Origin of the sequence: Streptomyces aurantiaciflavus, assembly GCF_049808595.1 — a bacterium.
Classification (GTDB): Bacteria; Actinomycetota; Actinomycetes; order Streptomycetales; family Streptomycetaceae; genus Streptomyces.
The window spans coordinates 80,394-93,785 of record NZ_JBNCAQ010000029.1 but is presented as its reverse complement, the minus strand read 5'-3'; the positions used below and the strand labels follow the sequence as shown (position 1 = coordinate 93,785).

The following is a 13,392-nucleotide window of genomic DNA, read 5'->3' as shown; positions in this document are numbered from 1 at the left end:
CATGGCGGAAGACTACTTCGAGTACCGGCACACCGTCGGTTTCGAGGAGACCAACCTCGTAGGCAACGTCTACTACGTCAACTACCTCCGGTGGCAGGGACGCTGCCGGGAGCTGTTCCTGCAGCGCAAGGCGCCGGAAGTGCTGGCCGAGGTGCAGGACGACCTCAAACTGTTCACCCTGAAAGTGGACTGCGAGTTCTTCGCCGAGATCACCGCCTTCGACGAGCTGTCCATTCGGATGCGCCTGTCCGAACTCGGCCAGACACAGCTGGAGTTCACCTTCGAGTACGTCAAGGTCACCGACGGCGCCGACGTCCTGGTGGCCCGCGGCCGCCAGCGGATCGCCTGCATGCGCGGACCGAACACCAACACGGTGCCCTCGCTCATCCCCGAGGCCCTGGTCCGCGCGCTGGAGCCGTACTCCGTGCGATCCACCTCCCTGACGGGACGGACCGCATGAGCACCCTGACCGCCGCGCCGCCGTCGCCCGCCCCGGCGGGCGACGTCACGCGGCTGCGGCGGGCCTTCGGGTCGTTCGCCACCGGGGTCACGGTGGTCACGGCCGGCGGCGCCTCCCCGCGGGGCATGACCGCCAACTCCTTCACCTCCGTCTCCCTCGACCCGGCGCTCGTCCTGCTCTGCGTCGGAAGGGACGCGGGCATGTACCGCAGCCTCGCCGAGGCCGGCACCTTCGCGGTGTCGGTGCTGGCCGCCGGCCAGGAGGACGTGGCCCGGTACTTCGCCAGCAGCTCGCGGCCCGCCGGCGCCCGGCAGTTCGACGCCGTCGACTGGCTGCCGGGCCGCAGCGGCGACGCTCCGCTGATCGCGGGGGCGGCGGCCCATTTCGAATGCGAGAAGTGGCGTACGTACGACGGTGGTGACCATGCGGTCTTCCTGGGCCGCGTACTCGCCCTCGACGAGGCGCCGGAGCACGAGCCGCTGGTCTTCCACCGGGGCCGCTTCCGGCAGTTCGCCGACCGCGCACCGGAGGTGTGACATGAACGTGCATCCACCCGGCCCCCCGGTGTGGGCCCTGCCCGGTCTGCTGCGCAAACTGGCGGTCGACCGGCTCGGCATGATGCGAGACGCGGCCGAGTTGTCCGACGCGGTGCGTGTCTCCATGGGACCGAAGAAGATGTACATCTTCAACCGGCCCGACTACGCCAAGCACGTGCTGGCCGACAACGCCGCCAACTACCACAAGGGCATCGGCCTGGTGGAGTCCCGCAAGGTCCTCGGGGACGGGCTGCTCACCAGCGAGGGCGAGCTGTGGCGCGCCCAACGCGCCAACGTCCAGCCCGCGTTCAAGCCCCGGCGCATCACCGAGCAGGCGTCGGCCGTGGCCCAGGAGGCCGCAGCGCTGGTCGATCTGCTGGGCGCCCGCGCCGGACAGGGGCCCGTCGACGTGCTCACGCAGGTCACCGGACTGACCCTCGGGGTACTGGGCCGCAGCCTCATGGACACGGCCCTGGACGGGCACGGCGGCATCGCCCACGCCTTCGAGGCAGTCCAGGACCAGGCGATGTTCGACATGGTGACGCAGGGACTGGTGCCGACCTGGGCGCCGTTCGGCACCCAGCGGCGGTTCCGCAGAGCCCGCAGGGAACTGACCCGGATCGTCGACGAGCTGGTGGCCGAACGCAGCGCCCGGCTGGACGACACCCGACCCGCCGACGACGCGTTCGCCCGGATGATCCTGGCGGCGCGGCGGCACGACGATCCCGCCGTCGGCCGCCGGCGTCTGCGGGAGGAACTCGTCACCCTGCTCCTGGCCGGGCACGAGACGACGGCCAGCACACTGGGCTGGACGTTGTTCCTGCTCGCACGCCACCCGCACGTCCGCGACCTGCTGCGCGAGGAGGCCCGCGCCGTCCTCGCCGACGGCCGCCTCCCGGACGCCGACGACCTGCACAAACTGACGTACACCACCCAGGTCGTACAGGAGGCCATGCGTCTGTACCCGCCGGTGTGGATCCTGCCGCGCATCGCGCAGCAGACCGACGAGGTGGGCGGCTTCACGGTCCCCGCCAAGGCCGACGTGCTGGTCTGCCCCTACACCCTGCACCGCCACCCCGACCTGTGGGAGGACCCCGAACGGTTCGACCCGGGACGCTTCGACCCGCCGCGGGCCGCCAACCGCCCCCGCTACGCCTACATCCCCTTCGGCGCCGGACCCCGGTTCTGCATCGGCAGCGGCCTCGGGATGATGGAGGCCGTCTTCGTCACCGCGCTGGTCACCCGGGACCTCGACCTGGACGTCGTACCGGGACACCAGGGCGTGCCGGAGCCGATGATGTCGCTGCGGATGCGGGGTGGGCTGCCGATGACGGTCAGCCGGGCATGACGCCGGGCGGGATGCGACGCACCGGCAAAGGGGGCGGGCCGCGGTGAAGACCGCGGCCCGCCCCCTTTGCCGGTGGGACACCCTCACCGTCAGCCGACGGCGTGTTCCATCGCGTTGGCGCGCAGGTCGAGCAGAGCCATCAGCACCGGCGGGTCCAACGCGCCGACCGGGCGCAGCACGATCTCGGCGGGCAACAGCAGCGTGTCGGCGTGCGCGGTGACCGGTCCGTAGCGGCCGACGGAGACGGTGTCCTCGTCGCCCGTGCCCGAGGGAAGGTCCTCACTGCCGTAGGGCACCGAGTGGACGAGCACGTACCAGGTGCCCGCCGGGATGTCGCGCAGCTCGAAGGGGCCGGGTCCGTCCAGGACCGCGCAGCGCACCGGCTGTCCCTGGGGCACCGGCGTGGGGAAGAGGCCGACGAAGCAGTGGCCGGGGGAGCGGCCGTCGGACAGAGTGACGTGTCCGCGCAGGGCGCCGCTCGGACAGTCGTCGTCGAGGTCCGCACCGGCCTCGATGGCGGAGGTGAATCCGCCGAGTTCTCTGAATACGCTCGGAGAAACACCCACACAGGCCTTGAAGCGAGAACTGAACGTTCCCACGCTGCTGTATCCGACCTGGCTGCTTATATCGGCGACGCTGAATGTGGTGTCGACCAGGAGGCGTTTCGCCTCCTGCAGCCGGAGCGCGGAGAGAAAACGCCCGGGTGAGGTTCCCGTCACGTCCCGGAAAACCCGGGTGAAGTGGAACTTGCTGAACATCGCGATACGTGCCATGTCGTCGATGGTGAGATCCTGGCCCAGATTGGCCTGCATATCGTCGATCACTCGGTGGACTGCGCGCTCGATGGTGGTGGAGGTCACCGTTTCTCCCTGTCGTCGAGAATGGCGATGCCAAAGGCCCGTCAGTTCCGGGTCGCCGGCGCGGTCCGAACGGCGCCGGTGGGCCCCATGTCGGTCAGCCGGCGACTGGCCAGGTCCTCGGCGAACCTGCGCCAGGTGTCCGAGCACTGCAGCGCCAGGTCGGCCACGGTGGCCGTGCAGTGCGGGGGTACGGCGCCCGCCTGGTGCCGCCATGCCTCGTCCACCACGAAGTGGGTGTGCAGCCATCGCAGGAAGTGGCGGCCCGACTCGGACTGGCGCAGCGACGGGTCGCCGGCGAGTTTGCGCAATGTCTCCAGGGGCGTGCGGCTGCGTCCGCCGCCGGCGGGCGGCCTGCCGCCCGGTCGCGCGGCAACCGGCGCCGAGGACTCCGGGCCCGTGGGGGCGGGGGAGGCGCCGGCTTCCGTCGCCTGCTTCCCCGCCGCGCCGCCGCGGCGCCGGTTCGGCACCGGAGCCTCACCGCGCTCCAGGCGCTTGCGCACGTCGTGGGCGGTGCCCAGGGAAAGACCGCTCTGCTCGGCGACGGCCCGCAGTGGCAGGCCCGGGTGGCTGGCCATGAGCTGCGCGGCATGGATGCGTTCCAGGGTGCGGTCCAGCGGATGGTCCCTGCCGTCGCTGCCCATGCGTGTGTTCGACTGCTGAGCCTCCACGGTTGAACTGCGCCGCACGGCCGCGACGGTCTTGGGGTCCAGGCCGGTGTGCATACCGATGGCCCGGTCCGAGAGGTCCGCGTGGGAGCGCAGGATGCGCTCGGCGGCGGCCTTGCGGTCCGAGACCGAGAGCGGCAGGCCGTGAGCGATGTTCGCGGACACCGAACGCAGGAACGCGTCCTTCTCCGGTCCGTCGAAATAGTGCACCTCGACGGAGTCCTGCCCCTTCAGGGCGGCGGCGGCCACCCGGTGGGAACCGTCGACGATCCGCATGGTCGACCGGTGGACGAGTATCGGCGGCAGTGAGGTGAGGACGTCGGCGAGACGCTGCACATGGGCCGGGTCGACGCCGTTCAGGCGCGGGGAATCGGCCGGAAGCAGCTCTTCGATGCGGACCCGTTGGGTGAAGCTCGTCGGCAGAGCCAGACGCTTGTCCGCGCCTTCCAACTTGACACCCCCCTGAACCGGTACGAGTTGTTCCGGTGTGCCTCTTCATTACCGGGCCGAGGCCGGTGGCGCACGGAAGAGGAATACGTCGGCAAGAACACTAAGCGATCGACCGGTTTTTTTGTTCGACTGCACCGGCGACGCTTCGACTCTGCCTAGTCCTTTCATGCAACCCACCGTTCGGCGAACGCCCGGGGGGTTGGTTGTTTGAAAAGACTTGGCAGCTCTACGTTTCTGACGGCACCCCAGGCCAATCCCCACCAACCGAGACCGGGAGGACGCTTTGCAGGCATCGGCAAGAATTCCCGAGCGCAGGGTCGAAACCTCAGACGAGGCGACCCTCACCCTCGAGGCCTATGCGGACACCATCGTTCCCGGAGAGAAGCGCCGACCCGGCGACCGCGCGATAGCCGGGGTCGGCACCGGAGGCGGAGCGGTCGCCGCCGGCGCCCTGGACCTCCTGCGGTGGGACGCCACCGGCATCGCCGACGGCCTGGAGGAGCTGGCCGCTCTCGTCAACGACCACGCCAGGATCCATGCCGCCGAGGCCGGACTGCGCCTGGACGACACGGTGCCGCCCTTCGTGGCCCTCGACTACGACGACCGGGTGCGCCTGATCCAGAAGCTGACCACCCCGGGCCATCCGGAGAAGGACTTCTGGGTCCTGCTCTCCCTCTTCTGCAACATGGCCTTCGACTCCGCCGCCCACCTGCACACCGCGCAGGCCATCGCGGAAGGCCACCCCGGCCTCGCGGCGATGGGCATCACCGCGCCCGACGCCGACGGCCTGTGGCGGTTCAAGGACTTCGGCTACGGCCGCCCGCTGGCAGACCTCCACCCCGACACCACCACGACCGGGAGCCCGGCATGAGCAACGCGATCGAGAAGACCGACGTCCTGGTCATCGGCAGCGGCTTCGGCGGCGCCATCGCCGCCTACCACCTCGCCGCCGGCGGTGCGAAGGTCACCGTCCTGGAGCGCGGTCCGTGGCTGCGCAGCACCGACTTCGAGCACGACTACAAGCTGGGCTCCTCCTACACGCGGGTCTTCGACTTCGTGGTCGGCGACGGCATGAGCGTGCTGGGCGGCAACTGCGTCGGCGGCGGCAGCGTCGTCTACTTCGCGGCCATGCCGCGCGCCCCCCGTTTCGTCTTCGACCGCCAGGGCAGCATCGGCCGCCGCATGTGGCCCGCGTCCGTCAGCCGCGCCACCCTCGACCCCTGGTACGACCGGATCGAGGAGTCGCTCTCGGTGAGCAGACAGGAGTGGAAGGACGTCAGCTACGCCGGAGGGCTGTGGGCGGCGGCCTGCCACCACGCCGGACGCACCGCCAACCCGCTCGCCGTGGCCATCGACAACTCCAGGTGCACCAACTGCAACTTCATGATGGCCGGCTGCCGGTTCGAGGCGAAGCAGTCGCTCACCGTCAACTACCTGCCGGCCGCGATCGCCCACGGGGCGCAGATCCGTCCCCTGCACGAGGTGCAGCACCTGACGCGGACCGCGCAGGGCGACTACCGGGTCCACTACAACGTCGTCCACGACGAGGACTACCGGCTGCAGAACGGCTCCGGCGTGATCGAGGCCAAGATCGTCGTGATGGCGGCCGGCGCCGCGGCCACGCCCGTCATCCTCCAGCGCAGCGAGGCCCACCTCGGGTCGATGCCGCACGCGGTCGGCCGCTACTTCTCCGGCAACGGCGAACGGCTCAACACGGCCGTCCTCAACGAGGACAAGGTCGCCGAGATCCTCGGCCTGTCCCGCGGCGACAGCCCGCTGCCCTACGGCGCCAACGCGATCGGCAGAGGGCCGACCGTGGCCAGCTGGGACAAGCTGGACGGCTCGCTGCCCGAGTACTCCCGCTACTCGCTGGAGCAGCTGTACTTCCCGCCGGGTCTGGGCACCATCCTCGCCCAGGTTCCCGACGCCACCGGGCCGACCTGGTTCGGCAGGGAGAAGAAGGAGATCCTCAAGAACTGGAAGTCCTGGCTGACCATCTTCTCCATGACCGAGGACGACAACGAGGGAGTCTTCGGACCGCCGCCGGCGACCGGCAACGCGCACCGCATCTCCCAGCAGATGCTCGGCCGCGGCACGCTCTCCTACCGGCCCACGAAGAACACCTGGCACGGCTGGAACCAGTCCGACGCCGACGTGAAGGAGATCCTGGAGAAGGACGGCCTCGCCAAGGTGATGCCGTGGACCAACGATCTGGTCGGCGCCTACACCGTGCACCCCCTCGCCTCCTGCCGGATGGGCGACGACCCGCACACCTCGGCTCTGGACGACACCAACGAACTGCGTGGCCACTCCGGCATCTTCGTCACCGACGCGTCCGCGGTCCCCGGGGCGCTCACCGTCAACCCGGCGATGACCATCGCCGCGCTCGCCGAGCGCGCGGTCCCGCACATCGTGGCGGCCGCCCAGCGCAGGGGAGTGGCGGTCACCTACGGAGCACCGGCCCCGACGGGCTACAAGAGCGGCCGCGACGCCGTCCTGCCGTTGCTGCGCAGCGGGGCCAGGCAACCGGCCGGCGTATGACCGACGGCGCTCCTCGCCGGCCAGTCAGTTGCTTCACAGGACTTTCCCTTCCCCGGTGGGTTGCTTCACGCAACCGGCCCGTGACCCCAGGAGGCAGCGGTGCGACCGCTCGTGAGAACCATGCTGAGGGGCTCCCTCGGACAGATCCGGCACGTCACCGCCGTCCCACGCCACGAGGCGAGCGGCCTGGTGGCCGACGTCTACGGCCAGGCCGACCGCGAGTTCGGGCTCGTCGCGCCCCCGCTGGCGCTGCACTCCCCGGCTCCCGAGGTGCTCGCCGCATGCTGGCTCCTGCTGCGCGAGACCCTCCTCGTCGAGGGCCGGGCCGGCCGAGCGGCCAAGGAGGCCGTCGCAACCGGCGTGTCCCAGGCCAACGACTGCACGTACTGCGTGGAGGTCCACCAGGCCAAGCTGCGGACCCTGGCCGACCCGGACACCGGCGGCCTGGCGGCACTCACCGACTGGGCCCGCACCCTCACCGCCGCACACGGCCCGCAGCGGCCGGCGCCCTTCGCCGCCGGTCACACCCCGGAACTGCTCGGCACCGCCGTCACCTTCCACTACCTCAACCGGATGGTCCGGCTGTTCCTGCCCGATTCGCCCGTCCCCGGCGCGGCGCCCAGAGCCGGGCGCGGACCGGCGCTGCGGATGGTCGCCCGGGCCATGCGCCCGGACACCGGCGTCAGGGTCACCGCCGGAGCCGCCCTCGGCCTGCTCCCCGCCGCACCGCTGCCCGCCGCGCTCGCCTGGGCCGGCCCCGACCCGGCCGTCTCCGGCGCCCTGGCCCGCGCCGTCGCCTGTGTCGACGCCGCCGCCGAGCGCTGGGTCCCCGAGCCCGTGCGCGACCTGCTGCACGCCGAGCTCGCCGTCAGCGACGGCACCCCGCCCGGTGCGAGCCGGGCCTGGATCGAACCCCTCATCGCCCCGCTCGCTCCCGAACAGCGCTCCGCCGCCCGGCTGTCCCTGCTCGTCGCGCTCTCCCCGCACCAGATCACCGACGGGGACGTGACCGCGTTCCGCGCGGACCGGCCCGGCGACCGCGAACTCGTCGAACTCGCCGCATGGGCGTCCCTCACCGCCGCCGTGCGTGCCGCCGGCCGCTTCGCCCTCCCCGGCCCCCGCTCCACCGCACCCACCGCCGGCTGACCGCCGCGCGCCCTCCTCGAGAACCGCCCGCTCGACCAGCCTGCGCGTCCGACCCACGTGACCGACCTGCTCAGCCACCTCACGCAAGCGACCACCGCGACCGACCCGCGACCCGACCCGGCCAAGGAGACACGACATGAGCACCCTGAACGACGTTCTGAAGGACCTGGCGACCGACATCGAGGAGACCGCCCGCCTCGTCGAGGCCCTCGACGAGGCCGCGTGGAACACGCCGACCCCCGCGCCCGGCTGGAGCATCGCCGACCAGATCGCCCACCTGACCTTCATCTTCCACCTGGCCGGCACGGCCGCCTCCGACCCCGAGGCCTTCGCGAAGATCGCCGCCGGTGCCGCCCACGACTTCGACGGGGCCGTCGACGCCGCGCTGCGCCGGTTCAACCAGTTCCCGCCGGACCAGTTGCTGGCCCGCTTCCGTGCGTCGGGCAGGGCCTCCGTCGACGCGCTCGCCGCCGTCCCGGACGGCGACGTGGTGCCGTGGCTGGTCAACCCGCTGCCGCCCGCCGTGCTCGCCTCCGCGGGAATCATGGAGGTCTTCGGTCACGGGCAGGACATCGCCGACGCGCTCGGCGTGCGCCGCGAGGCGACCGGGCGCCTGCGCCACCTGGTCTTCTTCGCCTTCCTCACCCGGGACTTCGGCTACCTCTCGCGCGGTCTGACGCCGCCCGCCCAGCCGTTCCGCATCGAGGTGACCGCACCGACGGGTGAGATCTGGGCCTTCGGCCCCGAGGACGCCGCCGACAGGATCACCGGCCCGGCCGAGGACTTCTGCCTCCTGGTCACCCGCCGTCGGCACCGCGCCGACCTGGCCCTGACCGCCGTGGGAGAAGAGGCCGAGCGCTGGCTCGACATCGCCCAGGCGTTCCGCGGCCCGGCCGGCGAGGGCCGCAAGCCGGGCCAGTTCGCCCACCGCCACTGAGCCAGACGGCTGCCACCGCCCAGCGTCCCCTTCCCCCCAACCCGTCTCGCCCGCAGCCGCCGAGGAGTTGTCATGGCACCCGCCTTCCTGCGCACCGCAGTCGTCATCGGCTGCGGCGTGACGGGCACCTCGATCGCCCTGGCCCTCACCGGCGCCGGTGTCGAGGTGGCCCTCGTCGACCAGGACCCGCACGCGGCCGCGGAGGCGCAGCGGCTCGGCGCGGGCACCCCCTGGACCCCCACCCGTCCGCCCGCCGACATCGTCGTCGTCGCCACGCCGCCCTCCGCCGTCGTCGACGTCCTGCACGCCGCCCAGGCCAGGGGCCTGGGCCACGTGTACACCGACACCGCCGGAACGAAGGACATCGTCGCCGCCGAGGCGGAACTGCGCGGATGCGACCTCAAGGGCTACGTCCCCGGTCATCCGCTGCCGGCCCGCGGCGCGAGGGGCCGGTCCGCCGCCCGGTTCGCCGGCCGGCCCTGGATCCTGTGCCCCTACGAGACCACCCCCCGGTGGGCGCTGGCGACGGCCGCCGAACTCGTCGCCCTGTGCGGCGCGGTCCGCCGCGACATGACCCCGCACGCGCACGACCGGGCGATGGCCGCCGTCAGCCACCTGCCGTACGTGGTGGCGGCCGTCCTCGCCGGCGGGCTCCTCGACCTCGAGCCCGAGCTGCTGCCGCTCGCCGGAGACGAGCTGGCCGCCGCCGTACGGGCTGTCGGCGCCGGTCCCCAGGCCGGCAGCGACCTGCTGGCGCACAACGCGGGCCCGGTCGCCGACCAGCTCGACAGGACGGCCGGCGCGCTGGCCGCCGCCGCACGGATGCTCCACCGAGGAGAGGACACCGTGCCCGTCGAACTCGCCCTGCTGCTGGAGCTGGGGGAGCGGGGACGTGCCGCTGTGGAGGCCGCGGACGAGCACCGCACGGCCGAGGATGCCCGCCCCGGCGACCGGATGTGACGGTCGCTGCGACCTGATGCCGAACGAAGGATGCCCGACCGTGCCGCACCCTGCCTTCCTGCGCCCCGCCTACGAAGCTCTGTCCGCCTTCGGCTGGCTGCTCATCGGTGTGCCCGCTCCGTTGCGCGACATCCCGCCGCCCCTGACCGGCCCCGCCCCCCTGCACCCCGAACGTCTGTGCCCCGAGCGCCCGCTGACAGCGGTCGAGCACGCCCTCGACCGGCAGCTGGCGGGCTGAGCGCCCCGCCCGGCCCCACCGCGGCGCCCCGCGGCCCCCCCGGGGGGGGGCCGGGGGCCCCGGGGGGGGCCGGGCGCCCCCCCCCCCCCGGGCGGCGGGGGGGGGGGGGGGGGACCGCCCGGGCCGGCGCCCGCCCGCCGCCGGGCCCCCCCCCCCCCCGCCCCCCCTTGTCCGCCCGTCCGCCGCCCAGGCGCACCGGACGCGACCGGACCCCACCGCACCTTGAGGAGGAGCCCGAAGGATGACGACGACCGCGACGACGACCACCCCCCACCCGGCCAGGACCGTGATCCCCGGCCCGCGGCGGAGGCGGGCGCCCCATGACGACGGCTGGACCGAACTGATCACGTCGGTGCGGGAGGCGGGCCAGTACCCGACCACCGCGGAGGCCGAACGCGTCACCCGCATCGTCCTGTCCGCGCTCGGTGGCCATGTCACCGGCGACGAGCGCGTGGCCCTGGCCCGCGCGCTCCCGAGGGAGGCGGCCGAACTGATCGCGTCCCAGATCCCGGCGACCCGCCCCCAGTCGGCACCGGAGTTCGTCGACACGGTCGCCGCCCGCATCGAGGGCGCCACCTCCGCCACGGCACGCTGGGACGTCAGCTCGGTCCTGAGCGTCCTGCCGAAGCTGACCGGCGAGGACCTCGTCGACCGCATTCTGACCCAGCTTCCGCCGGGGTACGCCCTGTTGTTCGGCAGGGCGGAACTGACCCCGCGCACCTGACCCGCCGATACGGCCGCCACCCCGCCGCCGTACGGCAATCCGCCGGCGGCGGTGGGGGAGGGGAGAGGCTGCCGGGGTCCGTCCGTCTGCCGAACGCACAGGGAAGGCAGCCGACTTGGCCGGGGAGAGCCAGGGGGGAGCGAGTTCACCGCGTCCGACTGACGTTGACAGCGGCGGCGACAATGAGCAGACGGCGGATTCGACGGGTTGGGGGAACCGGATGCTGACCGGGATCGTGATCGACGCGTCGGACGTCGCGCGCATGGACCGCTTCTGGCTGGACGCGACGCGGGGCCGGACGGGCGGCCTGCGGCTGCGGTTCGTGCCGGCCGCGAAGCCGAAGGCGGCGCACAAGAACCGACTCCACCTCGATCTGGCCGGAGGGCCGCGCTGGGAGGCCGAGGTGGCGCGCCTGCTCACACTCGGTGCGACGCGGGTCGACATCGGCCAGGGGGACGTCCCGTGGGACGTGCTGGCCGATCCGGAGGGCAACGAGTTCTGCGTGCTGCGTCCCGGGCACCCCGGCGTGCTCGCCGACTCCGGCCTCGTCGCGATCTGCCTCGACGTCGCCGAGGAGGACCGCGACGCGCAGTGGGCCTTCTGGCAGTCCCACGCCGACTGGCAGGCGGTCGAGTCCCACCACTGGGGCGTCCGGCTGCGCCGGACGCCCACCAGCACGGTCTCACTGGTGATGGGGCCGCCTGCGGCGCCGAAGGCGGGGCGGAACAGGCTGCGCCTGGAGGTCACCCGTCGCGACGGGCAACCCGGCGAGTTCCTCGACGCCGGCGGCAACGAGTTCCACGTCACCTGCTGACCTCTGGATGCCCCCGCCCCATCTCGATTGCGACCGCCGACGCACCCTCCGTAACCTGTGGGCAACGCGTCGACGGAGACGAGTAGCCACGGATCACGCGAGCCGAGAGAGCCGCCGGAAGCTGGGAAGGCGGTCTCGCGTCCCGAGGTGAAGACCCTCCTGAGCGCGGGGAGGAACGGCCCCGCCCGGTGGCCCCATGCCCCGCCGGCCGGCCCCCGTCACCGGGCCCGAACGAGGCCGCCGCTCGGTGGCGGCGAAAGTGCGGTGGTACCGCGAGTCGCCCTTCTCGCCCGCACTCCCAAGGGATCATGACGATGTCCTTGGAGGACCTCAATGATCCACAGCCGCGTACGCGTCTCCGACCTGCGAGAACACGTCGGCCGTACCGTTTCCGTCCGCGGATGGGTCAACACCCTCCGCCTGCAGAGCAAGATGCAGTTCGTCGTCGTGCGGGACAACACCGGCATGGTCCAGGTGACCCACAGGCGCGACGCCGGGCCGCTGGAGGCTCAGCTCCAAGCCCTCACTCCCGAGTCCGCCGTCCGGATCACCGGCCGTGTCGTCGACGCCGCCCAGGTCAAGCTCGGCGGCCTCGAGATCGTCCCGGAGACGGTCGAGATCCTGAACCTGGCCGCCACGCCGCTGCCGATCGACGAGCACACCGGCGTGGAGCAGCGGATGGACTGGCGCTTCCTCGACGTGCGCCGCCGTCCCGCCGCCCAGCTGATGTTCGCCGTGCAGACCACCCTGGAACAGAGCTTGCGCGAGTACGCCTACGCGCAGGGCGCCACCGAGATGCACACCCCCAAGCTCATGGGCACCGCCTCGGAGTCCGGCGCGGAGGTCTTCAAGCTCGGCTACTTCGACCGCAGCGCCTATCTGGCGCAGTCGCCGCAGTTCTTCAAGCAGATGGCGATCGCGGCCGGCATCGACAAGGTCTTCGAGATCGGGCCGGTCTTCCGCGCCGAGCCGTCGTTCACCTCCCGGCACGCCACCGAGTTCACGGGCGTCGACGTGGAGCTGGCCTGGATCGACGGCGTCGAGGACGTGATGGCGTTCGAGGAGCGGATGCTCGCCCACGCGATCGCCCAGGTCGCCGAAGTCCACGGCGAGGCGATCGCCGAACACTTCGGCGTCCAGGTCACCGTCCCCACGACGCCCTTCCCCCGCATCACCATGGCGGAGGCGCACGAGATCCTCCGCAAGGGCGGCTGGGACCCCGCCGGGGTCAAGGAAGACCTGGACCCGGAGGGCGAGCGGAGCATCTCGGCCCACATCAGGGAAGCCACCGGGCACGAGTTCGTGTTCGTCACGCACTACCCGGTCGGCATCCGGCCCTTCTACCACATGCGGCCGGCCGACGACCCGAGCGTGACCCTGAGCTTCGACCTGCTGTGGAAGGGCCTGGAGGTCACCACCGGCGCGCAGCGCGAGCACCGCTACGGCGTGCTGCTGCACCAGGCCGCCGAGAAGGGCCTGCGCCCCGAGCCCATGCAGGACTACCTGAACGCCTTCCGGTACGGCTGCCCACCGCACGGCGGCCTCGGCATGGGCCTCGGCCGCGTCCTGATGGTCATGCTCGGCCTGGACTCGATCCGTGAGGCCACCTTCCTGTTCCGCGGCCCCAACCGGCTCACGCCGTAGCCGGTCGCAGGCCGCGTCCCACGACACGAGCGAGCACCTCGGGTCGTGGGCCACGGCCTCAGCAGCGGC

General features: G+C 72.3%; 14 protein-coding genes. 12 read left to right on the top strand and 2 right to left on the bottom strand.

The window, feature by feature from the left end:
• The first annotated feature begins 1 nt into the window (after position 1).
• Genes ACPT94_RS30100 through ACPT94_RS30090 form a run of 3 tightly spaced genes read left to right on the top strand, consistent with a single transcriptional unit; the run spans position 2 to position 2,344 of the window.
• Complete coding sequence (locus tag ACPT94_RS30100; protein WP_360335379.1) at positions 2-460, top strand: acyl-CoA thioesterase; 459 nt, start codon at positions 2-4, stop codon at positions 458-460.
• Complete coding sequence (locus tag ACPT94_RS30095; RefSeq protein ID WP_425247268.1) at positions 457-996, top strand: flavin reductase family protein; 540 nt, start codon at positions 457-459, stop codon at positions 994-996. The genes ACPT94_RS30100 and ACPT94_RS30095 overlap by 4 nt, the downstream gene beginning before the upstream one ends.
• 1 nt (position 997) lies before the next feature.
• A complete protein-coding gene (locus tag ACPT94_RS30090) occupies positions 998-2,344 on the top strand; it encodes a cytochrome P450 (protein ID WP_425247267.1) in 1,347 nt (448 codons plus the stop codon).
• Positions 2,345-2,433: 89 nt separating this feature from the next.
• On the opposite strand, the gene ACPT94_RS30085 is transcribed toward ACPT94_RS30090, so the two are convergent.
• Both ACPT94_RS30085 and ACPT94_RS30080 read right to left on the bottom strand, forming a co-directional pair.
• Positions 2,434-3,204, bottom strand: a complete 771-nt coding sequence (locus tag ACPT94_RS30085) for a helix-turn-helix domain-containing protein (RefSeq protein ID WP_360335373.1) — start codon at positions 3,202-3,204, stop codon at positions 2,434-2,436.
• A 41-nt stretch (positions 3,205-3,245) separates the two neighbouring features.
• Positions 3,246-4,319: a ParB/RepB/Spo0J family partition protein gene (locus ACPT94_RS30080; protein ID WP_425247266.1), complete on the bottom strand. Its 1,074-nt coding sequence runs from the start codon at positions 4,317-4,319 to the stop codon at positions 3,246-3,248.
• Positions 4,320-4,602: 283 nt separating this feature from the next.
• On the opposite strand from ACPT94_RS30080, the gene ACPT94_RS30075 reads away from it, so the two are divergent.
• The 9 genes from ACPT94_RS30075 to aspS all read left to right on the top strand — a co-directional run bounded on the left by ACPT94_RS30075 (position 4,603) and on the right by aspS (position 13,323).
• A complete protein-coding gene (locus ACPT94_RS30075) occupies positions 4,603-5,190 on the top strand; it encodes a DUF5987 family protein (RefSeq protein WP_360335369.1) in 588 nt (195 codons plus the stop codon).
• Positions 5,187-6,860, top strand: a complete 1,674-nt coding sequence (locus ACPT94_RS30070; protein ID WP_360335368.1) for an FAD-dependent oxidoreductase — start codon at positions 5,187-5,189, stop codon at positions 6,858-6,860. Before ACPT94_RS30075 ends, ACPT94_RS30070 begins: the two co-directional genes overlap by 4 nt.
• Positions 6,861-6,959: 99 nt before the next feature.
• Positions 6,960-8,006 (top strand): carboxymuconolactone decarboxylase family protein, encoded by a 1,047-nt coding sequence (locus ACPT94_RS30065; protein ID WP_360335366.1) that lies wholly within the window; start codon positions 6,960-6,962, stop codon positions 8,004-8,006.
• 136 nt (positions 8,007-8,142) lie between these two features.
• Complete coding sequence (locus tag ACPT94_RS30060; RefSeq protein ID WP_360335364.1) at positions 8,143-8,943, top strand: TIGR03084 family metal-binding protein; 801 nt, start codon at positions 8,143-8,145, stop codon at positions 8,941-8,943.
• A 72-nt stretch (positions 8,944-9,015) separates the two neighbouring features.
• On the top strand, positions 9,016-9,903 hold the full coding sequence (locus ACPT94_RS30055; RefSeq protein ID WP_360335362.1) for a prephenate dehydrogenase/arogenate dehydrogenase family protein: 888 nt from the start codon (positions 9,016-9,018) through the stop codon (positions 9,901-9,903).
• A gap of 40 nt (positions 9,904-9,943) precedes the next feature.
• Positions 9,944-10,141, top strand: coding sequence for a DUF6059 family protein (locus tag ACPT94_RS30050; RefSeq protein ID WP_360335360.1), 198 nt, complete (start codon positions 9,944-9,946; stop codon positions 10,139-10,141).
• Positions 10,142-10,382: 241 nt separating this feature from the next.
• Entirely contained in the window at positions 10,383-10,865 is a 483-nt protein-coding gene (locus ACPT94_RS30045) for a DUF2267 domain-containing protein (RefSeq protein WP_360351655.1), read from the top strand.
• 220 nt (positions 10,866-11,085) lie between these two features.
• A complete protein-coding gene (locus ACPT94_RS30040; protein WP_425247265.1) occupies positions 11,086-11,679 on the top strand; it encodes a VOC family protein in 594 nt (197 codons plus the stop codon).
• A gap of 333 nt (positions 11,680-12,012) precedes the next feature.
• On the top strand, positions 12,013-13,323 hold the full coding sequence (aspS, locus tag ACPT94_RS30035) for an aspartate--tRNA(Asn) ligase (RefSeq protein WP_425247264.1): 1,311 nt from the start codon (positions 12,013-12,015) through the stop codon (positions 13,321-13,323).
• The last annotated feature ends 69 nt before the right edge of the window (positions 13,324-13,392 follow it).

Coding starts and splice junctions, on each gene's coding strand:
- ACPT94_RS30045 (WP_360351655.1), top strand. CDS start 10,383: ATGACGACGACCGCGACGACGACCACCCCCCACCCGGCCAGGACCGTG.
- ACPT94_RS30055 (WP_360335362.1), top strand. CDS start 9,016: ATGGCACCCGCCTTCCTGCGCACCGCAGTCGTCATCGGCTGCGGCGTG.
- ACPT94_RS30060 (WP_360335364.1), top strand. CDS start 8,143: ATGAGCACCCTGAACGACGTTCTGAAGGACCTGGCGACCGACATCGAG.
- ACPT94_RS30070 (WP_360335368.1), top strand. CDS start 5,187: ATGAGCAACGCGATCGAGAAGACCGACGTCCTGGTCATCGGCAGCGGC.
- ACPT94_RS30100 (WP_360335379.1), top strand. CDS start 2: ATGGCGGAAGACTACTTCGAGTACCGGCACACCGTCGGTTTCGAGGAG.
- ACPT94_RS30040 (WP_425247265.1), top strand. CDS start 11,086: ATGCTGACCGGGATCGTGATCGACGCGTCGGACGTCGCGCGCATGGAC.
- ACPT94_RS30090 (WP_425247267.1), top strand. CDS start 998: ATGAACGTGCATCCACCCGGCCCCCCGGTGTGGGCCCTGCCCGGTCTG.
- aspS (WP_425247264.1), top strand. CDS start 12,013: ATGATCCACAGCCGCGTACGCGTCTCCGACCTGCGAGAACACGTCGGC.
- ACPT94_RS30095 (WP_425247268.1), top strand. CDS start 457: ATGAGCACCCTGACCGCCGCGCCGCCGTCGCCCGCCCCGGCGGGCGAC.